Here is a 26,095-nt window from a genome sequence, read left to right as displayed (position 1 = left end):
TTGCGAAGATGCGGAGCCGGACCACGAACTTCGGAAAGCGGGTACTGGTGAAGCGGATTTGTCGTTCGGTTCCTGATCGGCAACCGGAAGCGAACGTTAAAATCAGACCACTGGAACGAAAGATTTGCGAGTGCCCATTGCCTTCCGAAGTTCGCGCAACAGGGTGCTCCGGGGGTTCACGAACTTCGGAAAGAGGGCACTCGTCATGCGACTTTCCGCCGGCTCGTCCTCTCGCCTTGGTGCAAGCTGGGACGGCCGGGGCACCAATTTCGCGCTGTTCTCCGCCAACGCTCAAAAGGTCGAGCTCTGCCTGTTCGACTCCCAGGGCCGGCGCGAACTCGAACGCATCGAATTGCCGGAGCGCAGCGAGGACGTCTGGCACGGCTATCTGAACGACGTTTCGCCCGGCCAGCTTTACGGCTATCGCGTGCACGGTCCTTACGCGCCCGAGCAGGGCCATCGCTTCAACCCCAACAAGCTGTTGCTCGATCCCTATGCGCGACGGCTTGCCGGGCGGCTGGTATGGAGCGACGCGCATTTCGGCTATCGCACCGGGAGCGCGCGCGAAGATCTCTCATTCGACCGGCGCGACAATGCCCGCGGCATGCCGAAAGCGGTGGTGGTCGACGAGGCCTTCAACTGGGGCCGACGCGAAATGCGTCCCAATATTTCCTGGGAAGACACCATCATCTACGAGGCTCATGTCAAGGGTCTGACGCAGACGCGTGAGGACGTCGCTCCCAATCTGCGAGGCACCTATGGCGGCCTTTCCTCGCCGGCAATGATCGAACACCTCAGGCGGCTCGGCGTCACGACGATCGAATTGCTGCCGATGCATGGCCTCATCGACGACCGCACGCTGGTCGAACGAAAACTGTCGAACTACTGGGGTTACAATACGATCTCGTTTTTCGCGCCCGAAGCACGCTACGCCCAGGACAATCCGCTCGACTCGTTCCGCACCACCGTGGCGCGGCTTCATGATGCCGGGATAGAGGTGCTACTCGATGTCGTCTACAACCACACCGCCGAGGGCAATCATCTGGGCCCGACGCTGTCGTTCCGCGGCATCGACAACGCCTCCTATTATTGGCTGAAGCCCGAAAACCCACGCTATTATGACGATTTCACCGGCTGCGGCAGCTCGGTCAATCTCACCCATCCGCGCGTCCTGCAGATGGTGATGGACTCGCTGCGATACTGGGTCGAGGTCTGTCACGTCGACGGTTTCCGGTTCGACCTGGCAACCACGCTGTCGCGCGCGGGAAACGGTTTTGACCGCAAAAGCGGCTTTCTCACCGCAATCCGGCAGGACCCGGTACTCGCCTCGGCGAAGCTCGTGGCCGAGCCATGGGACCTCGGCATGGGCGGATACCAGGTCGGCGCCTTTCCATCGCAATGGTCGGAATGGAACGACCGTTATCGAACCGCGATGCGCCGTTACTGGAGCGGCGAAGGCAGCCTGATCGGCGAGATCTCCAGCCGCATGACCGGCTCCTCCGACCTGTTCAACCATGAGGGCCGAATCCCACGCGCCAGTATCAACCATATCACCGTGCATGACGGTTTCACGCTGAAGGATCTGTTCAGCTACAACACCAAACACAACGAGGCCAATGGCGAAGAAAACCGCGATGGCGCCAACGACAACCACAGCAACAATTGCGGCCATGAAGGACCGACCGACGATCCGGCGATCAACGCGCTGCGCAATCAGTTGCGCAGGAACCAGATCGCCTGCCTTCTGCTCGCGCAAGGCGTGCCGCTGCTTCTCGCCGGTGACGAAGTCGGCAATACCCAGAACGGCAACAACAATGCCTATTGTCAGGACAACGAGACCGGATGGGTCGGCTGGGACGGCATCGGCCGAGAAGGTGACGACCTCATCGATTTCGTCGGCCACATGACCGAGATCCGCCGGCGTTTCCCTCAGCTGCGCACGCGCCGCTGGCTCGAGGGACGGCGGGTGGACGGAACCTTCGGCGTGCTCTGGCTGACGCCGGCCGCGGAGGAGATGAAGGAAGCGGATTGGAAATTTCCGGAAGGCCGCTTCCTCGCCTATGTGCTGGGTCCTTCCGAAAAAGGAGCGGCGGCGATCTTCATCGTGCTCAACGCGGCGCCCGAGGCGATACCCTTCAAGCTGCCGAAGCTACCGGAATACAGTCGCTGGCAGCAACTATTGAACACCGCCGACGTTAAACAGACCGTCGCAGATTTCGCATCGGCAGCTGAGGCCACCGCGCCTCCACGCTCGGTGCTGGCGTTCTCGGGTTCGGCATGAGTGGACGGCATTTCGGCGCGAAGCTGACGGCGCAAGGCACCCTGTTTCGCCTGTGGGCGCCCGCGGCCAGGCGCGTCGATGTCTTGCTCGACCAACCCTGCCCGCTCAGGTGCGGCGAAGACGGCTGGTTTGCCGCCGACATTCCTGGTGCGAAAGCGGGCACGCGCTACAAATTCCGCATCGACGACGAGATCGACGTGCCCGATCCCGCGTCGGCGTTTCAGCCCGACGACGTGTCCGGACCGAGCGAGGTGATCGATCACGCGGCCTATCGCTGGCGCGCTTCGCACTGGCGCGGGCGTCCCTGGCACGAGACCGTGCTGCTGGAAGCACATGTCGGTGCCTTCACGCGGGAAGGCACCTACCGCGCCATGATCGACAGGCTCGACCATCTGGTTGCGACAGGAATAACAGCGCTGGAATTGCTGCCGCTGGCGGATTTCGCCGGCTCGCGCAATTGGGGCTATGACGGCGTTCTCTGGTACGCGCCCGACAGCGCCTATGGCCGGCCAGACGATCTTAAGGAGCTGATCGACCAGGCGCATCTGCGCGGGCTGATGGTCTTTCTCGATGTGGTCTACAATCATCTCGGGCCAGAGGGAAATTACCTTGCCCGCTATGCGCCGAATTTCTTCGCCGACGCTCAGACGCCGTGGGGCAGCGCGATCGATTATCGCCTGCCGCAGGTTCGCGCCTTCGCCATCGAGAATGCGCTTTACTGGCTCGATGAATACCGTTTCGACGGGCTGCGCCTTGATGCCGTGCACAGCATCGTGGAGCCCGGCGAAATCTCCATGCTCGGCGACCTCAGCGTCGCGGTCGGTGAATTTGCCGCTCGCAGCGGACGCCACATCCATCTGGTGCTCGAAAACGATGCCAACTGCGTCAACATGCTCGACCCCGGACAGGACCCGCCAGGCGGCAATTATCGAGCGCAGTGGAACGACGATTATCACCACGCCTGGCACGTATGGCTGACCGGCGAAACGCAAGGCTACTACCGCGACTATCAACGCTCCCCGCTTCGTAACATCGCCCGCGCCCTTGGCTCGGGCTTTGTCTATCAGGGCGAGCCTTCCGAACACCGCGGCGGCAAACCGCGCGGCCAGCCGAGCTTTGGTCTTGCCCCGACCGCCTTCGTCAATTTTCTCCAAAACCACGACCAGATCGGCAATCGCGCTTTCGGCGAGCGGCTCGAAGGCCTCGTCGGTGCGGATGCGATCGAGGCGGCGCTGGCGATCACCCTGCTCGCGCCGGGGATTCCCATGCTGTTCATGGGCGAAGAGTGGGGATCGAAGCAGCCGTTTCCCTTCTTCTGCGATTTCAGGGGCGACCTCGCTGACGCGGTCCGCCAGGGACGGCGAAGGGAATATGGCTGGGCTTACGAAAAATACGGCGACGAAGTGCCAGACCCTCTGGACATCTCCACCTTTCAATCCGCGATACTGGATTGGGACGCCGCAAACGAAGGGGCCGCGCATCACCGTCTTGCGTTGGTCCGCGATCTTCTCGCGGTGCGCCGGCGGGAAGTCGTGCCCCGGCTCGCCAATGCCGCCTTTGACGAGGCGCACGCCGCTGACAATGGATTGCTGACCGCGCGCTGGCGCCTGGGCGACGGCACCAGGCTCGTGTTGCGCGCCAACCTGTCGACCAGCGAGATCACCGATCAGGCGTGCGATGCAACCGGGGTCGGCATATGCGGCAACCCGCCGGGCGAGGTGTTGCGGCCATGGTCGGTGTACTGGTGCCTGGAACCACGCTGATGCGAGCCACCGTTCCGATCGCTACCTATCGCCTGCAATTGACGGCGAAGTTCGGCTTCGACGCGGCCGCGGCGATCGTTCCCTATCTTGGGGCGCTCGGCGTCTCGCATGTGTATGCCTCACCTTTCATGAAGGCGCGCAAGGGCTCGACCCATGGCTACGACGTCGTCGACCATACCGCCATCAATCCGGAGCTCGGCGGCGAGGCCGGTTTTGAGCGATTGAGCGAAGCGCTGCGAAAGCACGGCCTTGGCCTCATTCTCGATTTCGTACCCAATCACGTCGGCGTGCATTTTGCGGATAATCCCTGGTGGCTCGACGTACTCGAATGGGGCGAGGCTTCGCCGCACGCGGCATCTTTCGACATCGACTGGGAACTATTGCCGTACCGTGCGCGTGGCGGCGTTCTGCTGCCGATCCTCGGCGCACCTTACGGCGAAGCACTCGAGAAAGGCGAGATCGAGCTGCGTTACGACGCCGACGAAGGCAGCTTCTCGGCCTGGTATTTCGAACACCGCCTGCCGATCGCGCCTGAGCGTTACGGCGAAATCCTAAACACGGTCGTCACGGAGGCCGCCGCAGAGAACAGCGCAGCCGGAAAGCGCATCGTCGAGCTTGCCTCACAATACGCCGGGCTGCGTCACCCGAACCGTAACGAGGCGCCCACCTTCAAGGCGAAACTAAGGGATATCGAAGGCGCCGCCGGTCTCGTGGCCCGTGGGCTTAAAGCCTATCGCGCAGATCCCGATCATCCCTCGCAGACGCTTGCGCTGCATCGCCTTCTCGAGCGCCAGCACTACAAACTCGGCCACTGGCGGCTCGCCTCGAGCGACATCAACTATCGCCGCTTCTTCGACGTCAATTCGCTGGCGGGACTGCGGGTGGAAGACGCGACCACGTTCAGGGCCGTCCATCTCCTGGTCGGAAAGCTGATCGCGGAGGGAAAGCTCCAGGGCTTGCGGCTCGATCATATCGACGGCCTGCGCGACCCCATGCAATATTTCCAGCGCCTGCACCGCCTGATCCGGGAAGCCCAGGGAAGGGGCAAGGCGGGCAAATCGCTCTATATCGTGGTCGAGAAGATTCTCGGCGAACACGAGACCTTGCGTCCTTTCATCGGCGTGCAGGGCACCACCGGTTACGACGCGCTGAACGTGATCACGCGCGTGCTGATCGATGGCCGCGGCCTCGAGCCGCTCGACGAGACCCTGCGGCAAGCCACCAACATCTCGCCGGCGCTGGCGCCCGTTCTCAAGCAGGCCAAGCGGCGGGTGCTCGAGACCTTGCTGACCAGCGAATTCACGGTGCTCGCCCGGCTTCTGGCGCGGATCGCCGCCGGCCACTACTCGACACGCGATTTCTCCGCCGACAGTCTGCGGCAAGCGCTTGAACTTTACGTGCTGCATTTTCCGATCTACCGAACCTATCTGACGCCGGCCGGCGCAGCGAATAGCGACCGCGCCTTGATCTGTCGCACGATCGAACAGGCGCGCGGCCAATGGTTTGCTGCCGATGACGGTATTTTCGATTTCCTGCGCGACGCCCTCACCATGGATCTGATCAGGCCCGGCCGCGCATTGCACAGCAAGCCGCGCGTGCGCCGCTTTGGCCTGAAGGTGCAGCAGTTCACCGGACCGCTGATGGCAAAATCGCTCGAAGACACGGCGTTCTATCGCATGCCCCGCCTGCTGGCGCTCAACGAGGTCGGCGGCGAGCCGACTGCCGCGGCGCTCTCACTCGACGAATTTCATGAAGCCATGAAGCTTCGCTCGCGCGATTGGCCACAGGCCATGACGGCGACCGCAACGCACGATACCAAGCGCGGTGAGGATGCGCGCGCGCGTCTGATCGCGTTGAGCGAAATTCCCGGCGAATGGACCAGTGCGGTCGCGCGGTGGAAACTGCTCAATGCCTCGCTCGTCGTCACCGAGGGCTCCATGCGCGCGCCATCGACGGCGTTCGAATACATGCTTTATCAGGCCCTGCTCGGCGCCTGGCCACTCGACCCAATCGACGACACCTTCACCGAACGCATTCAGGCCTACGCGCTGAAGGCCGCGCGCGAGGGCAAGCAGGAAACGAGCTGGCTCAATCCGAACGGACCTTACGAGCAGGGCGTGAATAACTTCGTCGCAAAAATCCTGGATCGATCGGTCGCCGGCGAATTTCTCGAGTCGCTGGAAAATCTTGCGCGGCGCGTGGCGCTATCGGGAGCGCTGAATTCGCTCAGCCAGATCACGTTGAAGGCCACGATGCCCGGCCTGCCCGACTTCTATCAGGGGAGCGAGTTCTGGGATTTGTCCCTGGTTGATCCCGACAACCGCAGGCAGGTAAACTTCGCCGCGCGGGCTTCGATTCTGGAGACGCTCGGGCAGCCCGACTGGCAGGCTCTCGCGCGGCACTGGCAGGACGGGCATATCAAGCTCGCCTGGACCCGGCATCTCCTGAAACTCCGCAACGAAATCCCCGACGTGTTTGCACAGGGCAGTTACGAACCGATCGAGGTGAGCGGTCCGCACCGCGACCATGTCATCGCCTTTGCGCGCCGCCACGATCATCACGCCGTGGTCGCCGCCGTGGGCAGGCATTTCGCGCCGTTTTCGGATGGCGGCCGCCACTGGCCCGGCTTTGCGGCCTTTGAGGGCACGCTTCGTGTCAACGGCTATTCGGTGGAGGGTTTTGCCGACATGGACGGCGTCACCGAGATCCCCCTCCCGGCCTTGTTCCAGCATGTTCCGGCGGCGGTGCTGAAGGCAAGGTTCACCGGCTCGGCGAGGCCGGCGACCAGGAGAAGCAAGCAGTTCGCCTAGGGCCACGTGAAACGAGCTCGACCCTCGCAGGACCCGTCACGACCGGGCAAAAGCGCCAACGGGTCCGCGCAGGGCGCGACCCGATGACAGGCTCAGCGCGTCTTCGCGGGCATGGCGTAGTGGTTCAGCGCTTGGTCAGGAGCAGATTTCCCCGTTTCTTGATCGCGGCCTGCGCCACTTCGGCAAAGCGCTGCAACAACCACGGCAACGTCACTTCCAGGCGCACGTGATCGTCGGCGACATCGAGATGGCCTGAGGCCACCTGTCCGAGCGCGCGGACGCGGAAGATCATGCGATTGTCCTCCCATCGCTCTTCGTCGACCGCAAGCACAGGAACGCTCGCAGCCGCCCGCGTCAAACCGTTTTTGAGGCGGCGGGTTGCTTCTTCGCGGCCGAGACTATGCGGAATCGAAACGATGAGAGGCGCAGCCATCGGAAACCTCTTTCAACGTTATGGCATGTAGTTCCGCTTGATCGATAAAAAAGAGCCCATCGCCAAAATGGAACGCCGGAACTTTCCAGGTCCGGGTTTGTTGCTCGCCTGAGAGTCGGGGAGTGTCAGCAACTGAACACAGGCTGGAGGAAATCTAGATGACTATCGGAACGATCCTTCTGATCATTTTGATTATCGCGCTTCTCGGCGGTTTTAGCGGCATCGGCGGCGGGCCGTTTTACGGAACGGGGTATTACGGCGGCGGCGGCCTAGGGCTTATCGTCGTCATCCTATTGATATTGGTTTTGCTCGGGCGGATTTGATCCCGCCACTCCCTTGATTCCGGGTTGCGCTGGAGGCGCCGACCCGGAATCCCTATTCGCAACCCATCACCGGTTCGCGCTTCTCTCGTGCAGGCTTACAATCTCCCCGCCAGTTTCTTCATTGCACCTTTGATCGACGATTGCGTCTCATCGTACCCTTCCCACGCCTTGCTTTTAGCAAGCAGCGCCGGAACGGTGCGGATCGTGTAGCGCTTCGGGTCGAGGTCACCGCGCACCTGCGCCCAGGTCAACGGCATCGAGACCGTCGCGCCTTCGCGTGCGCGCGGTGAAAGCACCGCTACCGCGGTCGCCATCCGATCGTTGCGAAGGTAGTCGAGAAAGATCTTTCCACGGCGCAGCTTCTTCGACATGTTGAGCAGGTACTGATCGGGACTTTCCTGCGCCATCCATTGGCAGACGCCCTGGGCGAATGCCTTGGCTTCCTTCCAGCTCACCTTTTCCTTGGCGCCATGCGCCAGGGGAACCACCACGTGAAGACCTTTGCCGCCGGTGGTCTTGCAGAAGTTTTCGAGGCCGAGTTCGTCGAGGCGCTGCTTCATTTCCAACGTCGCTTCGACCACTTCCGAAAATTCGACCTCAGGGGCGGGATCGAGATCGAACACCAGTCGTCCGGGCGTGTCCGTCGCATAGGGCGCGCAATTCCAGGGATGCAATTCGAGACCGCCAGACTGGGCCACGGCCGCAAGACCCTCGACACGGTCGATCTGCAAATAGGGCTTGCGGTCGCCGGAAACCTTGACGAGTTCCAGAAGGCTGGACGTGCTCGGCATCGCGTGGCGCTGGAAGAATCTCTCACCCTTGATGCCGTCGGGTGCGCGCACGACCGAACACGGCCGGCCCTTCAGATATCCGATCATCCATTCGCCGATCGCCTCGAAATAGCGGGCGAGATCGAGCTTGGTCACGCCCTCGCCGTCACCCCCATCCGGCCACAGTTCCTTCTCCGGCTTTGAAATGACGACACCCATCACCTCGGCGGAGCGATTCCCCGCAACTGTCGCAACAGGCTTTTCCGGTTTCGACTTTCCGGATTTCGCGGCGGCTTTTGCGGCGGGCTTCTTGACTTCGGTTCTGGCGGGCTTTTCCGCGACGATTTCGGAAGCCGGTTTGTCCTGGCGCAATCCCTTGAACGACGCCTGACGGATATTGCCGGCGTCGGTAAAGCCCGCGAATTCGATTTCGGCGACAAGTTCGGGCCTCAACCAATGCACATCCCGGGTCTTGCGGGGCGCGTCCTTTCCGCCGAACGGATTGTCGTCCGTCTCCGCCGCCTTCAGCGCAGGCATGATGCGCCTGACCGTGTCCTGTCCAAAGCCGGTGCCGACCATTCCGACAAAGACCAGATGGTCGCCGCGATAGACGCCGGCCATCAGCGAGCGGAACTTGCCGTTGGTGGTCTTCCATCCGCCCAGCACGACCTCCTGCCCGGCGCGGCATTTGGCCTTGGTCCAGTTCTCGGAACGGCCGGAGCGGTAAGGGGAGGTGAGCTTCTTGGAGACGATGCCCTCGAGCGACAGCTTGCATGCCGAGCGCAGGATCGCATCGCCCCCGCTTTCGAAATGCTCGACATAGCGGATCGATTTCGCTTTGGACTTTGACCTGGATTTGGGCCGCGTTTCGAGCAACTGCTTCAGGCGCGCTTTTCGCTCGCGCAGCGGCAGGTGGCGAAGGTCCTCACCGTCGGCAAACAGCAAATCGAAGGCATAAAAGATCAGATCGCCGGTCTTGCCGTCGGAAATGGCCGCCTGCAGCGTCGAGAAGTCCGGCGCGCCGTCCTGGTCAAGGGCTACGATTTCACCGTCGATGAGCCCATCGGGAAGTTCGCTTCCCTCCCCGGCGATTGCGGCAAACTTGTCCGTCCAATCCAGGCCCTTGCGCGTCTTCAACCTGGCCTCGCCGTCCTCTACGCGCAACTGCACACGATAGCCGTCGAACTTGATCTCATGGCCCCAGCCTTCCGCGTCCGGCGGCCGATCGACCGGCGTGCAGAGTTCGGGGGCGACGAAATCCGGCATCTTCGCGACCTTGCGAGGATGGAGAGCCTTCGCAGGTGTCGCCCGTGCTGCCGCCTGCTTGCGCCCGGCCCGCGCCTCAACGGCCTCGCCGCGGTTCGAATGCCATACCGCATCGGCCTTCCCGCGACCGGACCTTGCCGTCATGAACGGTTTTGGCGCCTTGCCCTTGCCGCCGGCGATCTGCTCCATCGACCGGCCCGAGGCGACGGAGCGATCTTCCTCCAGGATGTTATTGGCCTCGCCTTCGCGCGCATATTCATCCCGGTGCTTGATCAGGAGCCAGTTGGTGCGCTTGTCGCCGTCGCGGTTGTGGCGCATGCGCACCAGCACCCAGCTGCCATGCAGCTTGTCGCCATGCAGCGTGAACTTCAGGTCGCCCTTTCTGAATCCCTTTTCGGGATCGTCCGATTCCCAATAGCCGCGATCCCAGAGTTGCACGGTGCCGCCGCCATATTGGTCTTTCGGGATGGTGCCTTCGAAATCGCCATAGTCGAGCGGATGGTCCTCGACTTCCACCGCCAGCCGCTTGTCATGCGGATCGAGCGAGGGCCCCTTGGTCACCGCCCAGGATTTGAAGACGCCATCAAGCTCCAGCCTGAGATCGTAGTGCAAGCGCGTGGCGGCGTGCTTTTGAATCACGAAGCGGCGCTGCTTCGACGGCCTGACCGGGGTGTCGCCGCTCGGCTCAGCGGTCTTTTCGAAATCCCGCTTTTTCCGGTAGGTGGTGAGTTCTCTCAGCGACACGGCAAAATCCTGGAATACAAAAAGCCCGCAGAAACACGTCTTTCGGAACCGAAACCTGCGACGGCCGTTGAAGTTCCGCCAATTTCCGAACCAATCGCGAATAGGGGGATTGTAATGGCCGCGCGCGCCTATTGGAAACCATGAAAGCAGCTTTGCATCGGCCAAAGCGTCGTGGCCGGACATAGCGGAAAGGTGGCTATGCCCGGCGATGACGGCATGACGGGAAAAGCGTTCCTTACCTCTTCGACTTCCGTTTTTGGCTGGCCCTGCGTTTCCTGCCCGCGGTTTTTTTCGGGACCTTCGCCCCTGCGGCCCTCGCTTCTGAAAGGCCGATCGCGATCGCCTGCTTGCGGCTTGTAACCTTCCGCCCGGAGCGGCCGCTCCTCAAGGTCCCGGCGTTGCGTTCCTTCATCGCGCGTTCGACCTTGGCGGATGCCTTTTTCGAATATTTTCGTGCCATGATTTTTCTCCCTCTGGCGCAGAACCAATCGGCGCGGACGGAGATGGTTCCCATTTTGGACCGTCGCCATCGCAGGCTCCTTGTATGGCCCCGCATTCTCGCGGCGCGATGCATGAACCATCCGCCCTCAGAGGGCGTGGGGAATGCCGGGTGCCTGCCGCACCCGCAACCTCGCGTGGGAAAGATGGTAACGACACGAGCATAGTCACCACGGTCACAGCCGGATTCACCCGGCATTCCCGCACGCGAATGGTTTTAACGGTTTCCTTCGCGCTCTTCCCGGCGATCGGGCTTTCTTGTCACCGTCGTCGGCGCGATGCGAAGCATCGTCGCCAACTTGACGCCAGCGTCGAGCCGGCTGGTGCTCGCTTTCCGAAGTTCGTGCACCCTTGCGGCTCCTCCTGACAAGCTCGAATTTGGAAGACCCGTCGGGCGCGGACCCGCCCTCTTCCGATACCGGAAGAGGATGACGCGGCCGGTCCTGATTCTAATGCCCTGCGACTCTCGGGAAGACGAGGGACTGATCCTCGAATTCCTCTACAGAAAGCTTTTTCAGGTCAGTTTTTTCGTGCACCTCCTGGATGGACATCGCGGACTGCTTTGCTCCGTAAGTCTGGACCGCATGAGACCTCATCACAATTATCGCCACAGCCACTACGGCGAGTGCTGGAAATACAATGCGTTTCATGAATGTCGGAAATGCGATGCGCTTCATGGGATTTCTCCCTCGTTCAGCGTTTAATGCGCCGGTTGAAGCTCCGGCGAGCACGTGTCTACACCCAGTGTGAGATTGCGAGTGTGACCTGCTTCACGCGTGGTGGGAGATTCGCGCAGCATTGCCGGTTCGCTCGGCCAGCAAGTCGCGGTAGTCGAGAACGTCCTATTGGACGGCTTTCGGTTTGGCGTCAATTGCCGCTAATGAGGCCGTGGAGCGTCTCACTCAATCAACAGCAGCCCTCGCTTCTTATTCCCATCCAGCGTGTTGACCGCAGAGTAGAGTCGTGAGCGCTCGACCAGCCAAGGCTGGAAGTGGTCGTTCACATCCAAGACAAAAACCAGATCCAAGTCTTCGAGATATCCGGCAATCGGTGAGAAGTGACCGCCGCCAGCGTCGAAGATCTCCTTGCGTCGAAAATTCACGACGTAGCGCCGACTCGGATCGTTCGACCGCCGAATATGGTTCAGAAATTGTTCGGGAGTTAGGTCGCGCAGTACCGTGACCTTAGGACTTGTATTTGCGATGGCCACGCCGGCAAGTTCGTCCAAGGTCAGCCCCGGGATGCAATAGCCCGACCAGCACATCCCGGTTCCCGCGAGAACGGCATCTTCAGTCACCGGGCGCTCCGCAAGCGATCTGAAGACGTTGGCAAGACTGGAAGGGCCGCATTTGGATAAGTTTGACTGTCCGGCTACGTGTTGACCGAAAGTCGCTGCCACGGGCAGATGCCAGGCGCGTTCGATAAGGTTCGGTGTGCGCACTACCGACGAGTCGATCTTCTCAATCGGAACCTCACCAGGGAGAAGCAGATAGGCTGTCAGCCCCAGTGCAATAAGAATTCCAACCGAAGCAATACCTGCGAACTTGAGAATGCGCATGGCGCACTCATGCTCGGTTTCAGTCAGGCACCAATCTATCCATCATCTGCCGTCGCGCCAATGTTGGTAAAGAGGCCTTGAAGCTTCGCACACGTCGGCTCCGGGTCAAAAGCGTCGTTTCGATATGACGCCGACGACTTCCGGTCCGCCCCAACGTCGTTTGCGGAACTAGTATCTGCCTCCAACTGGTGCGCCCCAGTTGAACAGGTAGTTGAACCCGACTTTGATCTCCTGGACATTGCGGTTGTTGGAGTGGAACGTATCGCCGGCGAGGAACGGGGACGTGACCGGAATGACGAAGGTCCGGCTGCCCACCCCGAGAAAGTCGTACTCGAGCTTCACCGTCCAGTTGTTCGTGACCGCGTATTCGAGGCCAGCGCCTAACAGCCAGCCGCCATTGTTGTTGTTGCCGCAGTTGGTGGTGAGGTTACCGCAGGTGCTGACCGACACGCCCGTCGTGGTGTTAGTAACGGTCGTGTTGTTACCGACCCAACCGCCGCCGGCCTTGCCGTACCACAGCCAGCGTTCAAATGCCCAACCGAAGCGGGCAGCCACTGTCGTGATCCAGCGATTGTTGTTGGTGACAACGATATTTCCGGCCGGAATGACGACCCCGTTGGTGTGATTGTTGTTGGCGGCCCAGTCGAAGTCCCATTCGCCGCCGATGACGAAGCTGCCGATCTGGTAATTGCCACCGATCTGCCCGCCGCCAATGAACACGCCGTTGCCGCTGTTGTTGTTGTTGAAATTCGTCAATGTGAGCGTGTCGGTCCAGCTGCTGTTGGTCCAGGCTGCGCCAATGTTTGCGCCGGCGTAGAATCCAGTCCAACTGAACATGGGGACCAGTAGCGGTGGTGGACCGGCGATATCAGCCGAGTGCGCAGTCAACGGGCTAAGCAGCACTACGGCACTCGCCAGATATTTGAGAAGCCGTTTCATGAGAAAATGCCCTATTTCGCTGCACAATACGCTCGCGCCACAACAACAGCGGGAATTTGACGTTCAATTTACGGACACGGCAATTACCGAAAAAAACTGGCCGTGTTGCAACAAAGCAACGGCCTCTCCAAGGTCGCCCGAGGGTCATTCGCGACCGAACCGGCCGATCTTGCCTGCCAATTGATGTCGGCTTCGCTCCAAAAGCGACCGAGGCGCTGCTTGCAGCGAAATGACGCGATGGGCCGAACGGCGACATTGTTCGCCCAGCTCCAGCGAGCAAAACGATGCTACTGGTTACTTCTTTCAGGCTTTCGTAGTCTGCGCGAATAGTAGCCGTCTCTCTGTATGGCCATCTTGATTTCGTCGCTTACTGTGACCGCCGCTTTCTTCCTTCGCCACCGCCCTAATCTCCCGCAGATGGGGATCGATTGCCCCTTCGCAACTACCAATAGTTGAGCTCGGTTATCATTCAAATAAACATCGAACATCCGCCCCTCCAAAGCCCCGCACGAGCATACCTCGGCGCGCGAGAATGGGAGTCACCGAAATGCAACAGCCGAGCTGATCCGTCGCAGCAATCAAGAAGGGCAATGGAACGCATTGCATCACTTGACGGTCTGCGCTAGTGCAGCGGCAGCTTAAGAGGTGGACACATGTCATATGCCTACAAGGTGAATGAAGACGTTCGCCACCGGCCCCAAGGCCCACAAGGGCGTGCCGCAATTGATCCACCAACGATTTACACCATCGTTCAACTTATGCCGATCGAGGCAGATGGACGTCTCAGATACCGCATCAGGAGCAAGTCTGAAAATATCGAGCGAGTCGTTACGGAAGATCAGCTTTCGTATTCTCAGTGATTTATCACACTTGATGACGATAGGATTCCAGTATTGCTGAATGATCGAGAAAATATCCTGAGTGCGCTCCGCGAGAAACCGCTAAAAGTGCGCGAGGTCATGAAACGCGCCAATGTCGTGAATGAAGAAGCTTGCCAATCCCTCCTGTTGAAAATGCGAGACGAAGGCTTGGTGAAGTTCGATATCCACAGTGGGCGATGGCTCATGGGATAATTCGTGAAATTGCTGCGACCGTCCAGCGCTGATCCCAGAAGAAGACTCTTGCGGCGCTTGGGAACAAGCTCAGACTTGAAGGATTGAGCTTTTTTTATAGCACCCGATCGACCTTGAGCGCCGAGCGGCCGCCAGTCGCCTAAGGAGTCATAAGCGGAAATGCTGGCGCTTCAAGATGTCTGCTTTGCCCCTGTGAACGGACATCGTTCGTCACGGACGCCATGTCTGAAAAGTGCCAATTGCGGCTATGCAACGCAGCGGATTATTTCCCGGATTGCTGGTCGCCTCGGCTAGCCGTGGAACCGTTGGCTCCGAGCACCTCTGCCGTCGCGCCGCAAGTGGCGGCAAGGCCTTACGCAAGCAGAATGATCTCGCAGGTGAGCCCTTGGTCGCGCCAATCAACGCACCTCGCCCTTGAGTTGGCCTGCGAGTATGTTCTCCATAATGCGCGTGCCGAATCCGCGGTGCGTGGGCGGCGTGACTGTCGGCCCGCCCAACTCGATCCAGCGCAAACTCAGCCGTCCGTCTGCCGTGTGCGACCAGGCGATTTCAACACGACCTGCCGCCGCCGACAGCGATCCGTATTTTGCCGCGTTGGTCGCGAGCTCATGCAACGTGATTGCAATTGCCTGAGCCGAATACGGTTCCAGCATTACGGCTGGGCCGTCAATTCGTACACGCGCCTCCGTCTCGTCGCTGTAAGCTGAAAGCTCCTGCGAGACCAGATTGCGAAGCTCGGCTCCCGCCCAGCGCGATTGCACGAACAGCGCATGCACCTTTGCGAGGGCATCGATGCGCCCTTCGATCAGTTGCTTGAGATCATCAACCGTATCGGAATGAGAAAGACGCACCGTCGCAAGCACAGTGGACAAGATGTTCTTTGTCCGATGCTCTGCCTCGCGCGCGAGGTTGACGATTTGCGCTTCGATCCGTTTGCGTTCCGTTATATCCTGGAAGCAGTTGACCGCGCCGACAATGTTCCCATCGCCATCCTTGACTGCTTCGATGTCGACGAGCGCGATGCCACACGAGCCGTCCGGTCGCTCAATGTGGACTTCCTGTTCGCGCACGGAAACACCGGTGCGCAGCACGTCGGCCATGGGGCATTCATGGGGCAGGAGCCGACTGCCGTCGGGACGGAACATTCGATACGATCCGCAAAACCGTTCATCAGGATCGCCGAGTTTAGGCGACCGGCCCCATAGGTTCGGCAGCCCGCTGGTTGTATCGAAGAACGAGACCGTCCCGGTCGCAAACATAAACGGCAAATGGCACTTGTTCGAACAGCCGCGCGGGCAGCTCGAAGGCCTGTTCCTCGTCACGCAAACCCAAGGCGACAGCGACCACCTTGAGGGAGGTTCCCAGAGATTTGCGCCGGAAGGTTCGTGGCTCGTCGGACGGTACGCTGGTCGCTTCGCCATCAAGCAGAATACCAACCTGTCGAAGGGCATCGTGTGCATCAACCAACTGCTTAATCTCCCATGCGTCTGTCATGAGCTGATTTTGGGGGCTTAAGCTCTCCATTGAGCCATCGCAGCGCGGCGCCGGTCATCATCGGGTCGCGGGGTGCCAGTCGTGACGAAAAACGGCTACACTTGGCGCATTCGAATATGCGCAGATCGTAACCCGATGGAGCAGGTGAAATGGTCGTCAGCGTCATTCGGGCCTGGCAGCGCGGACAGCGCGGGCACTCAATGGAGCTGAGCGGATCACCAGATTTTGAAGCTTGAATCTCCGGCATGGCACGCCTTACCGCCTCAGGCGGGTGGTGCACTGCACACTCCGGGAACAGCCACCGCCGACCGAAAAAAATCACTCTTCCACAATAAAATTGCGGGTGCTGTTCCCTATTGAACACACCGATCAATTTTTTATTTCACAATTTCCGTCGGACCGAAGGAGGGGTCTTATGGGAAAAGCAGCCAAGAACGGGTTCAATCCCAAAGTGTTTCTCGGCAAGGTAGGGACCGGGAAAAACATATCGAAATTCCGCAAGGATCAAATCATTTTCGCCCAAGGCGATAGCGCGGATACGATCTTCTACCTTCAAGAAGGCAAGGTCAAAATCGTCGTCACCTCCGATCAGGGCAAGGAAGCGGTTGTCGGAGTTATCGGACCCGATCAGTTTTTCGGCGAAGGTTGTCTCAACGGCCAATCGGTGCGCATCGCGACGGCTTCGACGATGGAAGAATGCCTGATCACTTCGATAACGAAAAAAGCCATGCTGGCGGTCCTTCACAGTGAGCCGAAGTTTTCCGAGATGTTCGTGGCGCATCTATTAACTCGGAACAACCGGGTTGAAGCGGATTTGATCGATCAGCTGTTCAATTCCAGCGAGAAGCGACTTGCGCGCTTGCTTCTACTGCTCGCCAATTTCGGCAAGGAGGGCAGCCCGGAACCCATCGATGCGAGTTTCGATCAGGGTACGCTGGCGGAAATGATCGGCACGACGCGATCTCGCGTCAGTTCCTTCATGAACAAATTCCGGAAATTGGGCTTCATCAGTTACAACGGCAACATAGAGGTCCACCGTTCGCTGTTGAATGCGGTCTTGCAGGAGAGGTCGCAAATTGACCGGGATGAGAAGCAAAATTAAGCGCGCGGCGCGAGCCACCACGGACTTGAGATTGATGGCTGGAAACAACGCGCGGGATTTCACGCCTGAACGGTGATTTCGCAAACAAGCCCTTCCAGGCGCCAGTCAAAGTGTGTTTTGCCGCCTAGTGCTCTGATCGTTCCCTCGATGAGACGACTACCAAAGCCCAGGCGTTCCGGCGCTTTTACCTTCGGCCCACCCAATTCGGTCCAGCGAAGCGCCAGCTGTCCATCCTCGTTGCACGACCACGTCAGTCTAATCTGACCTTTCGCATCAGACAGCGCTCCATACTTGGAAGCGTTGGTTGCTAACTCATGCAGGCTCACGGCAACCGCCTGTGCAGCGCTCGGCTTCAACACGGTTTCCGGACCCTCCATGCGAACCCGCACGTCGTGCTCGTCGAGATACGGAGCAAGTTCATGCTTGGCGATCGCCGAGACTTCCGCGCCTATCCACCGCGTTTCAACAAACAGCGAGTGAACATTTGCCATCGCCTGGATCCGCCCGCTGATCACGTCCTTTAGGCCATCGGAAGTGTCAGACCGAGAAAGATTGATGATTGCCTGTACGTTCGAGAGGATGTTCTTGCTTCGATGCTCCGCTTCGTGAGCCAGAACGCTGATGTGCTCCTGATTTCGTTTCTGCTCGGTAATATCTCTTGCAATCTTTGATGCGCCAACAATTTTTCCATCAGCATCTTTCACGGGAGAAACGGACAACGAAATGCTGACAAGGTCGCCATGCTTGCGCTGCCGAATTGTCTCATAATGATCGATCCGCTCTCCTCGCCTGATACGAGTCAGAATCAAGCGTTCTTCGTCAAGTCGGTCTTGTGGAATAATCAAGGTGATGGGCTGGCCAATCGCTTCTTCCGCCGTGTAGTCGAAGAGGCGTTCCGCACCCCTATTCCAGCTGGTGATGATGCCGTCCAGGTTCTTGCTTACAATCGCATCATCACTCGACTCCACGACGGAGCCGATCCAACGCAATCGTTGTTCACCTTCGCGAAGCGCCGTGTCGGCTTGCTTGCGTTCGGTGATGTCGATTCCGGACGGATGCAGGAACATCACCGACCCCGACTGATCGCGAATGGGGTGCATGGCAAAATCCACGATCCGCTCGCGGCCATCGCCCAACCAGTATGCAAGCTCTTCGCGAAAGACGAGGCCAGCTGCCGCCTGATCCGTGGCAAAGCGAATCCTCGCTTTAACCCCCTCCGAGCCCCTCCACCATGGCGTTTCCCAGAAAGGCTTGTCCAGAACTTGCTCTCGCGTGTAACCGCACCATTCGAGCGACAAATTGTTCGCTTCACGCAAGTAACCCTGCAAGTCCATGATCCCGGCAAAAATGCCCGATTGGTTGAATAGCGCCTCGAATTTGGCTGCGGCGGCCGAAAGCTCCCGCATTAGTGTGGCTTGTCGGGCCGCCAGCGCCTTGATCTCTGTAGCGTCGCGATTGACCTCAAGCACGGCGCCATCGTCCAGCAATTGCATCCGGCTGTCGACGACGACTTCGCGACCATCTTTGCAAGTGTGACGCAGCTCGCCCGACCAGTAACGGCCATTCACAAGCTGGGAAATCAGGTCTGCGAGTTCTATTGGAAACTTGGTTTGTAGAAGCGCGTGGCTGACGCGACCCAACGCCTCTTCTGGACTAAATCCATAAAGTCGTTCAGCTCCCGCGTTCCAGCTCTCGATGCCTCCGTCAAGCCGCCACGTCAGGATTGGCTCGTAGGACAGTGCAAGCAAATCTGTCATGGGCTCCGGGCGTGCCGAAGTCGCGTTTGACCGGACCGATTGCTCTTTCATCTTTGACTGCTTCGTCCACCAGCGAGCATCACGACCAAAAGTCGTCTATGTTCAATCGCTTAAGTGATTTGGAAGCGGGAGCCGGAGCCTCCCGTATACGCCGTCCCCGAAGCGGACCAGACATCCTACAGCTCTTGAGCGCGGGGTGTCGAGATCGCGGTAATAGCTGATCCGTGGCAAACGACCGGCTGCGAGCTTCCTCGAAGGTCAGCACCGTCCCGTGAGCGAATAAAGCTGATCCTTGAGCTCCAACGGTGAATACGGTTTGGAAATAAACCCCGCTCCCGTCGGCACGTCAGCCGTTGGATGGTCTAGCTTACCGGAGGTGATCAGGAGGCCAATCGGCGGCCAACGGTCTCTCACGACAGCGGCAAGCAAGAGGCCGTCCATTGATCCGGGCATCTGAACGTCTGTGAACAAAACCGTTATCCCCGGAACCGATTCGAGAAGAGAAACCGCGTGATCGGCATCTTCCGCCTCATAACATCGAAGCCCAGATTGCGGATCACGTCGGCCGAATTCATGCGGACCAGGGCTTCGTCCTCAACTACCAAGACCAGATCCCTGGGTTTTGCAAATTGGGCCACTTTTGCTCCGGCATAACAGTGGGTAACTTATCGGCAGCCCATTCGTTCCAAGAACATTCGTTGTTCCTATGCGTTGACGTGAAGGCCCAGGGGCAGTGCGATTTATGATGGCGATTGACATTGAAGCGGAAGTAGACGCCGTCCAGCAAATTGGCGCTGTTCCGAAAATCCTCGACGTTGTCGGCAGGATGACAGGCATGGGCTTCGTTGCCATCGCCCGCGTAACTTCCCGGCAATGGGTGTGCTGCGCCGTTCGTGACAAGATAAACTTTGGCTTGAGAGAAGGCGGCGAACTGCAAGTCGAAACTACGATCTGCAATGAAATACAACAGCATGGCAAGACCGTCGTCATAAATGACGCACAGACCGACGGCGCCTTCTGCAATCACCCAACGCCGGCTAGGTATGGCTTTAGAAGCTATATTTCTGCCCCAATCATTCTCAGCGACGGAACGATATGGGGGACGCTCTGTGCCATTGACCCGAAGCCGCGAGAACTCGGCAAGCCCGAAATTCTCGGCCCGTTTCAGTTATTGAGCGAACTCATTGCGGCGCAACTGGAGCTCAACCAACGCTTGGAGCAAAGTCAGGCCGACCTGCGGATGAGTCAAGCCGACTTACTCGATGAAAGAAGGACATCCGAGCTTCGAGAACAATTCATTGGCGTTCTAGGGCACGATCTTCGCAACCCCCTTGCATCCGTCGAGGCCGGAATGCGTGTCCTACTCAAGAATCCAGACACTCAGAAAGCACAAGAGATCATTTTAGCGATTCGGAAGTCCGTCCTGCGCATGGCAGGCCTTGTCGATAACATCATGGACTTTGCCAGGGGACGCCTGGGCGGCGGCCTGACCGTCAAGCGCGAAGCCAAGGAGCCCTTGGCGCCCGTTCTTGAGCAAGTGATTGCTGAGCTCAAATCCGCGTGGCCCGGCGTCACAGTTGAAGCCGAAATCGACATCCAAGAACCGGTCAACTGCGATCGAGGCAAGATAGGGCAACTGTTCTCCAATCTCCTGGGCAATGCCATCATGTATGGTGATCAAGGCAGGCCCGTTCGCGTCTCCGCGAGAACGATCAATGGAGTGTTCGAATTAGCGGTCACAAACTATGGCGTTCCAATATCTGACAAGGCAATGGACAATCTGTTCAAGCCATACACGCGCGGCGACCGCCCTTCCCAGCAAGGCCTGGGGCTTGGCCTCTATATCGCGTCACAGATTGCTCAAGCGCATGGTGGCACGCTGAAGGCGTCTTCGAACCTCGAAGAGACGAGATTCGTTTTCGAGATGCGCCAGGGTCATTAGCTCTCGACAACGAAGATCCGGTCCCCAGACATGAGCAGCAATCGAGATAGGCGCCGAGCAATGTCGGGCCTGCCCAGAGGTGCTGACGGCAGGAACCGCGGTTCAATTGGTGAAGGGAATCCAGGTTTGTGCCACGCCAGTGTGGCGGTTCAGAAGTCCGCATCATTGCTACTGCGAGTTTCTTTCGATTCCGAAGTTCGCAAACAAGATCACCGCAAAATGATGCGAGCTTCGGAATCAGGACACTAGACAGTAACAACAGCGGCAGCGGCTGGCAGTTCGTGAGAGCTTGAAGTCGTGGCCTCCTTGGTGATGGCCGAAATCGAATTCCCGGACTTCCGAACTACGCTGGCGAACTGTTCCTCCGATAGCTTGAGGCGCTTGCGCAGGACCTTGACCTGCACTTTATCCCTCAAATCCAGCGAATTACGAAAATAGTTGGGCTTGCGCTTGTTCATTGTGTTTCGCTCGCGATGGAGGATGAGACTGAACCGCGACTAGGCGGGCGTTACGCCGCCTTGGTCGCGATGGTGACTGTCCCGCTCCTCGCGAAGATTCCGTCGCCGTCAAGGCAACATACGGCGTGGACCGACGTTCCGCCGCATTTGGAAATATTCTGAAACTCAAGCATGGATTGGTTAAAGGTGGCCGGAGAATTGCAGCGCTTATTCCGCCAGGCCGCCAATGCGTCCCGGTTGTTGGATCGGGACTTATAAACCGAGTTTGATCGGCGCGGTTTGATGATGTCCGCTATGCCCCGATTGCGACCAAATTCCGCACCGCACCGAAGTGACGCGAAGGGCCAAATGCCGACTAGTTTCCCTTCCACGAAACGGCACACGTTCGCTGAAAAATTTCAAATCGGGCCAAGCGCAAAGCAGAGCTTTTTCTGATCTATTCTCGCGCTGATCTAACATGATAGAGGAAACCAAGGATCGTCCATGGGCGCCTTCAATGCGGGCAGGAGACAGACTATGAGCAACTGGCTTCACAATCTTCCATTGATATGGATGGCAATCGTTGTCTTCAGCGCCACCTATCTCTTTGCGATCCTGGTACAAACTGTTATCGGGATGCTCGCGACCGGCGAACGTGTACGCGCGTTCAAGGCTGTCTCGCCGGGAATGCTCTCGCCGCTGGGCATCATTTTCGGCCTCTTTGTGGCGTTTACAGCTGCGCAGGTCTGGAGTGACAACGATCATGCAAGTGCTGCAGTGAATCGCGAGGCCAGCGCCCTGAAATCGGTTTTGATTCTTGCCGCTGCCTTTCCAGGAGAGCCAGAGGCGCAACTGCGAAGCCTCGTTCGGCGTTACATTGAAGACACCGCCAACACGGAGTGGCCGATGATGGTTCGGCATGCGGCTACACTGAGCATCAGCCCTGCACCACTCACCGAAGCCCTCCAGCAAACCCTTGCCTTATCGCCCAACAATCCAGGTCAGCAAATTGCACAGCGCGAGATCGCCACGTCGCTTGAAAATGCATTGGAAGCGCGCCGCCAGCGCATTCTGGTTAGCCGATCTCACGTTAATCTGACGAAATGGGCTTGTCTTCTCCTGCAGGCCGCTTGCGCGCTGCTCGCGATCGCGGTCGTTCACAGCGACAACCGGCTTGCTTCGACAATCAGCATGGGAGCCTTTGCGACCGGCATCGCCGCATCTATCCTACTGATACTGGCTCATGACGAACCGTTTATAGGGCAGGTCTCGGTCGGGCCTCAGCCGCTGCTGCAGGTTATGGCGGGCCTAGCGAGTGGTTGATGGGGCGCGCCGCAATCGCGTGCCTTCGGATTGCGAAACAGAGGTCCGCTTCGGGTCAAGCGGAAGTAAGTTCAAAGCATTTAGCTGGCCTTGCGGGTTGATGTTGCCGCCGACGCAATTAAGGCTTCACCGGTCTGACGGGATCAAACTCTAATCCTGCGCCTTGAGCCGATATCCGATCCCGGTTTCGGTCAATACGAATTGCGGGCGCTCCGGATCGGTCTCGATCTTCTGCCTGAGCTGCCGCACATAAACCCGCAAATATTGTGCGTCGGTCATTTCGTCCCACAGCTCCCTGAGCAGAAACCGGTGGGTCAGCACCTTGCCGGCGTGCTGCACCAGCACGCGCAGCAGATCGTACTCCTTGGGCGAAAGCTTCACCTCGCGCTCTCCGACCTTGACGATGCGGCGTACCAGGTCGACAGACAGGTCGCCGGAGCGAAACACCGGCCGCTCGCCATGCGCCTGTAGTTGGTGGCGCAGCGCCGCGCGCATGCGGGCGAGCAGTTCGTCCATGCCGAAGGGTTTTGTCAGGTAGTCATCGGCGCCGAGATCGAGCGCTTGAACCTTGCCTGCCTCGTCGCCGCGGCTTGACAGCACCACGATCGGAACGCTGTCGTTGCGGCCGCGGATCATGCGCAGCAACTCGTGGCCCCGAATGTCCGGCAGTCCGAGGTCGAGGATGATCAGCGCCGGGCCTTCATTCATCAATTCGAGCGCCACCTTGCCATTTTGAGCTTCCAGTATCTCGTAGCCCTGCGTGGTCAGCCCCATGCGCAGCAACTTTCGGATCGGCGGCTCATCGTCGATGACGAGGACCTTGATGGGCGCGGCGCTCATGCGGCCGTATCCAGTGCATTTGACGCCGCCGGGATGGGCAGTCGGATCGTCAGCGCCGCGCCACTGCGGTCAGCGCGGTTGCCGGCGGAAATCGTGCCGTGCATCGCCTCGATGAAGCCGCGGGAAATCGCCAGTCCAAGGCCGGTGCCAGGGCGAACGTGGTCGCCCTTCTGCGCGCGGTAGAACTTGTCGAACACATTCTCCAGTTCGGCGCGGGGAATACCCTCGCCTTCGTCGACGATCTGCAGCGTGACGAAGTTCTTGTCCTGCCATCCCCTGATCGAGATCATGGTGTCGGGCGGCGCATATTTGGCGGCGTTGTCGAGCAGGTTGAACAGCGCCTGTTCGAACAGCACCGCGTCGAGTTGAAGCATCGGCAAATCGGCGTCGAGCTCGAGCGATACCTTGTGGTGCACGAGAATCTTGCTGGCGCGGTGCAACGCGCTGCCAATGATTTCACCAACGTCGTGAGGCGCGGTCTTTGGCATGACGGCGCCGGATTCGAGCCTGGTCATATCGAGCAGATTGGCGATGAAACGGTTGAGCCGCTCGGATTCGTCGATCACGGTCGCGAGCAGGTCGCGTTTTTGGGTATCGCTCAGCCCGCTTGAAAGATCGCGCATCGTGGAGGCCGCGCCCAGCACCGACGCCAGCGGGGTCTTGAGGTCGTGCGAGATCGAGGTCAGAAGCGCCGAGCGCAGGCGGTCGGACTCGATCGTGCGCTTGACACGATCCATGTCTTCCACGAGCAGCACGCGTTCGATCGCCAGCGCGCCCTGATCGACCAGCGCATCGAGCAGGCGGCGCTGGTCCGGCGTCAGCAGCGGGCCGGTCTTGTCGTTGTCGATCCCGATGACGCCGATTAACCCCCGTCCCGTCCGCATCGGCAGGAACAGGCGCTTGGCGCCCGGCAGCGTATCGGAGCCGCGCCCGGCGGAGCGATCGTTGTCCCAGGCCCAGTTGGCGGCGGCAAGGTCCGCCTTGTCGAGCTGGTCCTCCGGCGGATAGCCGGCCTTCACGGTCAGGACACCGTCTTCCGGCAAGAGCAGGACCACGCGAACTTTCAGCATCAAGGCGGTCTGATAGGCGGTCGCCCACAACACGTCGTCGAGAGTCGCGGTGCCTGCGAGCTTGCGGCTGAAAGCGTAAAGCAGTTCCGTCGTCCGCACCCGGCCGATCGCGGTGTCGGCCTGCGCTCGTACCCTTGCCGCGACGTTGGAGACCAGAACCGCGATCAGCATGAAGAAGAAAAATGCCGCGACATTGGTCGGTTCGGTGATCGTGAAGGTGTAGATCGGCGGCAGGAAGAAGAAATTATAGGAAAGTGAAGCCGCGACGCTCGCCAGTAGCGACGGCCACAGGCCGTAGCGAACCGCGACCGCTACCACGGCGGTGAGGAATACCAGGTCGACATTCTCGATTCCGAACAGCGGCTGGATCAGTTCGGCTGCGCCAAGCCCGATGGCGACGATCAGGAGCGCCATCAGGTGCGGCCAGGGATGAAACGGCTCATGGCGTTCCGCGGTGCGCACGGTCTTCTTCGGAACCGGGTCTGCGGCAAGCTCCTCGCCGGCAATCACATTGACGCTGATATTGCCTGCGCGGCGGACCAGATCATGGACCACCGAGCCGCGCGTGAGCTCGAACCAAAAGCTTCGCGTCGACTTGCCGATGATGATCTGGGTCACATTGTTGGCTTGCGCGAAACCGACAATGTCGTCGGCGATACGCCGTCCGACGGCCGGAATGGTCAGCGCCTCCCCGCCGAGCGCCTCGGCGAGACGCAAAGTGTCGACCAGCCGGTCAGTTTCTTCGTCGCTTAAACGCAAGGAGCGCCGCGTCTCGATGCTGAGCGCGGTCCACGGCGCGTGCAGCCGGTCCGCAAGCCGCTTGGTGTAACGCACGAGTCCCGCGGCGCGCGGGTCCTCGCTGATGCAAACCAGAATGCGCTCGCCGGCGGCCCAGGGCCCGGCGATCGCATTGGCCTGCATATGGGTGAGCAGCTGCTCGTCGACCCGCTCGGCGGTCCGCCGCAGCGCGAGTTCGCGCAGCGCCGTCAGATTGCCCGGCGAGAAGTAATGCTCGAGCGCGCGCTCGGCCTGTTTCGGGACGTAGACCTTGCCTTCCTTCAGCCGCTGAATGAGGTCGTCAGGGGTAAGATCGATCAGTTCGATGGCGTCGGCGCGATCGAAAACCGAATCCGGCACGGTCTCACGCACCCGCACATGCGTGATCTGCGCCACCACATCGTTGAGGCTCTCGATGTGCTGGATATTGACCGCGGTATAGACGTCGATGCCGCGGGAAAGCAGCTCCTCGACGTCGAGATAGCGCTTCGGATGCCGGCCGCCGGGGGCGTTGGTGTGGGCGAGTTCATCGACCAGCGCAAGCCGCGGATGCCGCGCGATCAGCGCATCGAGGTCCATCTCCTCGAGCATCTGGTCGCGATAAAGGATGCGTTTGCGGGGGATGACTTCGAGCCCTTGCAGCAACGCGTCCGTCTCGGCCCGTCCGTGGGTCTCGACCATGCCAACCACGACGTCGACACCGGCTTTGCGCCGGGCGTGCGCGCTCTGAAGCATCTCGTAGGTCTTGCCGACGCCGGGCGCGGCGCCGACGAAGATCTTCAGACGCCCGGCGGAGCTGCTCTCGCGCCGTGCCGCTTCCAGCAAGGCTTCCGGCGAAGGGCGTTGTTCGAAATCGCGGCGCTGCTGCTGGGCCATCGGGGCAATATATTCCTTA

Annotated in this window: 18 protein-coding genes and 2 pseudogenes; 7 read left to right on the top strand and 13 right to left on the bottom strand. The window is 59.8% G+C overall.

The window, feature by feature from the left end; genetic code table 11:
* Positions 1 to 205: 205 nt before the first annotated feature.
* The 3 genes from glgX to treY are packed head-to-tail and all read left to right on the top strand — an operon-like array spanning position 206 to position 6,854.
* The gene (gene glgX / locus VNX23_RS06610) at positions 206 to 2,281 is read left to right on the top strand and encodes a glycogen debranching protein GlgX (RefSeq protein ID WP_325628377.1); all 2,076 of its coding nucleotides are present in this window, start codon (positions 206 to 208) and stop codon (positions 2,279 to 2,281) included.
* Positions 2,278 to 4,044: a malto-oligosyltrehalose trehalohydrolase gene (gene treZ, locus VNX23_RS06605; protein WP_325628376.1), complete on the top strand. Its 1,767-nt coding sequence runs from the start codon at positions 2,278 to 2,280 to the stop codon at positions 4,042 to 4,044. The genes glgX and treZ overlap by 4 nt, the downstream gene beginning before the upstream one ends.
* The gene (gene treY, locus VNX23_RS06600) at positions 4,044 to 6,854 is read left to right on the top strand and encodes a malto-oligosyltrehalose synthase (RefSeq protein ID WP_325628387.1); all 2,811 of its coding nucleotides are present in this window, start codon (positions 4,044 to 4,046) and stop codon (positions 6,852 to 6,854) included. The genes treZ and treY overlap by 1 nt, the downstream gene beginning before the upstream one ends.
* A gap of 124 nt (positions 6,855 to 6,978) precedes the next feature.
* On the opposite strand, the gene VNX23_RS06595 is transcribed toward treY, so the two are convergent.
* Positions 6,979 to 7,287, bottom strand: coding sequence for a polyhydroxyalkanoic acid system family protein (locus tag VNX23_RS06595; RefSeq protein WP_325628375.1), 309 nt, complete (start codon positions 7,285 to 7,287; stop codon positions 6,979 to 6,981).
* A gap of 158 nt (positions 7,288 to 7,445) precedes the next feature.
* Between VNX23_RS06595 and VNX23_RS06590 the strand changes: the two genes are divergently transcribed.
* A complete protein-coding gene (locus VNX23_RS06590; protein WP_325628374.1) occupies positions 7,446 to 7,610 on the top strand; it encodes a DUF3309 family protein in 165 nt (54 codons plus the stop codon).
* Between the two features lie 95 nt (positions 7,611 to 7,705).
* Here the strand turns inward: VNX23_RS06590 and ligD are convergent, their stop codons facing one another.
* The 7 genes and pseudogenes from ligD to VNX23_RS06555 form a co-directional block, all read right to left on the bottom strand.
* Complete coding sequence (gene ligD, locus VNX23_RS06585) at positions 7,706 to 10,390, bottom strand: DNA ligase D (RefSeq protein WP_325628373.1); 2,685 nt, start codon at positions 10,388 to 10,390, stop codon at positions 7,706 to 7,708.
* A 241-nt stretch (positions 10,391 to 10,631) separates the two neighbouring features.
* Positions 10,632 to 10,850, bottom strand: a pseudogene (locus tag VNX23_RS06580) (DUF6496 domain-containing protein); the annotation flags it as partial.
* Between the two features lie 487 nt (positions 10,851 to 11,337).
* A complete protein-coding gene (locus VNX23_RS06575) occupies positions 11,338 to 11,565 on the bottom strand; it encodes a hypothetical protein (RefSeq protein ID WP_325628372.1) in 228 nt (75 codons plus the stop codon).
* A 221-nt stretch (positions 11,566 to 11,786) separates the two neighbouring features.
* A complete protein-coding gene (locus tag VNX23_RS06570) occupies positions 11,787 to 12,446 on the bottom strand; it encodes a phytochelatin synthase family protein (protein ID WP_325628371.1) in 660 nt (219 codons plus the stop codon).
* Positions 12,447 to 12,614: 168 nt separating this feature from the next.
* Entirely contained in the window at positions 12,615 to 13,385 is a 771-nt protein-coding gene (locus VNX23_RS06565; protein WP_325628370.1) for an outer membrane protein, read from the bottom strand.
* A 1,471-nt stretch (positions 13,386 to 14,856) separates the two neighbouring features.
* Complete coding sequence (locus tag VNX23_RS06560; protein ID WP_325628369.1) at positions 14,857 to 15,558, bottom strand: HWE histidine kinase domain-containing protein; 702 nt, start codon at positions 15,556 to 15,558, stop codon at positions 14,857 to 14,859.
* An 85-nt stretch (positions 15,559 to 15,643) separates the two neighbouring features.
* A complete protein-coding gene (locus VNX23_RS06555) occupies positions 15,644 to 15,952 on the bottom strand; it encodes a hypothetical protein (RefSeq protein WP_325628368.1) in 309 nt (102 codons plus the stop codon).
* 415 nt (positions 15,953 to 16,367) lie between these two features.
* Between VNX23_RS06555 and VNX23_RS06550 the strand changes: the two genes are divergently transcribed.
* Entirely contained in the window at positions 16,368 to 17,054 is a 687-nt protein-coding gene (locus VNX23_RS06550; RefSeq protein WP_325628386.1) for a Crp/Fnr family transcriptional regulator, read from the top strand.
* Positions 17,055 to 17,113: 59 nt separating this feature from the next.
* Here the strand turns inward: VNX23_RS06550 and VNX23_RS06545 are convergent, their stop codons facing one another.
* Entirely contained in the window at positions 17,114 to 18,811 is a 1,698-nt protein-coding gene (locus VNX23_RS06545; protein WP_325628367.1) for a PAS domain S-box protein, read from the bottom strand.
* 258 nt (positions 18,812 to 19,069) lie between these two features.
* A pseudogene (locus VNX23_RS06540) lies at positions 19,070 to 19,303 on the bottom strand (response regulator); the annotation flags it as partial.
* Between the two features lie 250 nt (positions 19,304 to 19,553).
* Between VNX23_RS06540 and VNX23_RS06535 the strand changes: the two are divergent.
* Entirely contained in the window at positions 19,554 to 20,753 is a 1,200-nt protein-coding gene (locus VNX23_RS06535) for a GAF domain-containing sensor histidine kinase (RefSeq protein WP_325628366.1), read from the top strand.
* Between the two features lie 245 nt (positions 20,754 to 20,998).
* Here the strand turns inward: VNX23_RS06535 and VNX23_RS06530 are convergent, their stop codons facing one another.
* The gene (locus VNX23_RS06530; protein ID WP_325628365.1) at positions 20,999 to 21,211 is read right to left on the bottom strand and encodes a DUF3606 domain-containing protein; all 213 of its coding nucleotides are present in this window, start codon (positions 21,209 to 21,211) and stop codon (positions 20,999 to 21,001) included.
* A gap of 516 nt (positions 21,212 to 21,727) precedes the next feature.
* Between VNX23_RS06530 and VNX23_RS06525 the strand changes: the two genes are divergently transcribed.
* A complete protein-coding gene (locus tag VNX23_RS06525) occupies positions 21,728 to 22,513 on the top strand; it encodes a hypothetical protein (protein ID WP_325628364.1) in 786 nt (261 codons plus the stop codon).
* Positions 22,514 to 22,663: 150 nt separating this feature from the next.
* Here VNX23_RS06525 and VNX23_RS06520 read toward each other — a convergent pair whose 3' ends face one another.
* Positions 22,664 to 23,353: a response regulator transcription factor gene (locus tag VNX23_RS06520; RefSeq protein WP_325628363.1), complete on the bottom strand. Its 690-nt coding sequence runs from the start codon at positions 23,351 to 23,353 to the stop codon at positions 22,664 to 22,666.
* On the bottom strand, positions 23,350 to 26,076 hold the full coding sequence (locus VNX23_RS06515; RefSeq protein ID WP_325628362.1) for a sensor histidine kinase KdpD: 2,727 nt from the start codon (positions 26,074 to 26,076) through the stop codon (positions 23,350 to 23,352). Before VNX23_RS06515 ends, VNX23_RS06520 begins: the two co-directional genes overlap by 4 nt.
* Between the last annotated feature and the right edge of the window lie 19 nt (positions 26,077 to 26,095).

The sequence above is a fragment of the Bradyrhizobium sp. genome (assembly GCF_035570375.1).
Classification (GTDB): Bacteria; Pseudomonadota; Alphaproteobacteria; order Rhizobiales; family Xanthobacteraceae; genus Bradyrhizobium.
This window is presented reverse-complemented; position numbering and strand designations above follow the sequence as displayed.

Bases quoted from the DNA above. Each gene is read 5' to 3' on its own strand.
- glgX (WP_325628377.1), top strand. From the start codon at position 206: ATGCGACTTTCCGCCGGCTCGTCCTCTCGCCTTGGTGCAAGCTGGGAC.
- treZ (WP_325628376.1), top strand. From the start codon at position 2,278: ATGAGTGGACGGCATTTCGGCGCGAAGCTGACGGCGCAAGGCACCCTG.
- treY (WP_325628387.1), top strand. From the start codon at position 4,044: ATGCGAGCCACCGTTCCGATCGCTACCTATCGCCTGCAATTGACGGCG.
- VNX23_RS06595 (WP_325628375.1), bottom strand. From the start codon at position 7,287: ATGGCTGCGCCTCTCATCGTTTCGATTCCGCATAGTCTCGGCCGCGAA.
- VNX23_RS06590 (WP_325628374.1), top strand. From the start codon at position 7,446: ATGACTATCGGAACGATCCTTCTGATCATTTTGATTATCGCGCTTCTC.
- VNX23_RS06575 (WP_325628372.1), bottom strand. From the start codon at position 11,565: ATGAAGCGCATCGCATTTCCGACATTCATGAAACGCATTGTATTTCCA.
- VNX23_RS06570 (WP_325628371.1), bottom strand. From the start codon at position 12,446: ATGCGCATTCTCAAGTTCGCAGGTATTGCTTCGGTTGGAATTCTTATT.
- VNX23_RS06565 (WP_325628370.1), bottom strand. From the start codon at position 13,385: ATGAAACGGCTTCTCAAATATCTGGCGAGTGCCGTAGTGCTGCTTAGC.
- VNX23_RS06560 (WP_325628369.1), bottom strand. From the start codon at position 15,558: ATGGCCGACGTGCTGCGCACCGGTGTTTCCGTGCGCGAACAGGAAGTC.
- VNX23_RS06555 (WP_325628368.1), bottom strand. From the start codon at position 15,952: ATGACAGACGCATGGGAGATTAAGCAGTTGGTTGATGCACACGATGCC.
- VNX23_RS06550 (WP_325628386.1), top strand. From the start codon at position 16,368: ATGGGAAAAGCAGCCAAGAACGGGTTCAATCCCAAAGTGTTTCTCGGC.
- VNX23_RS06545 (WP_325628367.1), bottom strand. From the start codon at position 18,811: ATGACAGATTTGCTTGCACTGTCCTACGAGCCAATCCTGACGTGGCGG.
- VNX23_RS06535 (WP_325628366.1), top strand. From the start codon at position 19,554: ATGATGGCGATTGACATTGAAGCGGAAGTAGACGCCGTCCAGCAAATT.
- VNX23_RS06530 (WP_325628365.1), bottom strand. From the start codon at position 21,211: ATGAACAAGCGCAAGCCCAACTATTTTCGTAATTCGCTGGATTTGAGG.
- VNX23_RS06525 (WP_325628364.1), top strand. From the start codon at position 21,728: ATGAGCAACTGGCTTCACAATCTTCCATTGATATGGATGGCAATCGTT.
- VNX23_RS06520 (WP_325628363.1), bottom strand. From the start codon at position 23,353: ATGAGCGCCGCGCCCATCAAGGTCCTCGTCATCGACGATGAGCCGCCG.
- VNX23_RS06515 (WP_325628362.1), bottom strand. From the start codon at position 26,076: ATGGCCCAGCAGCAGCGCCGCGATTTCGAACAACGCCCTTCGCCGGAA.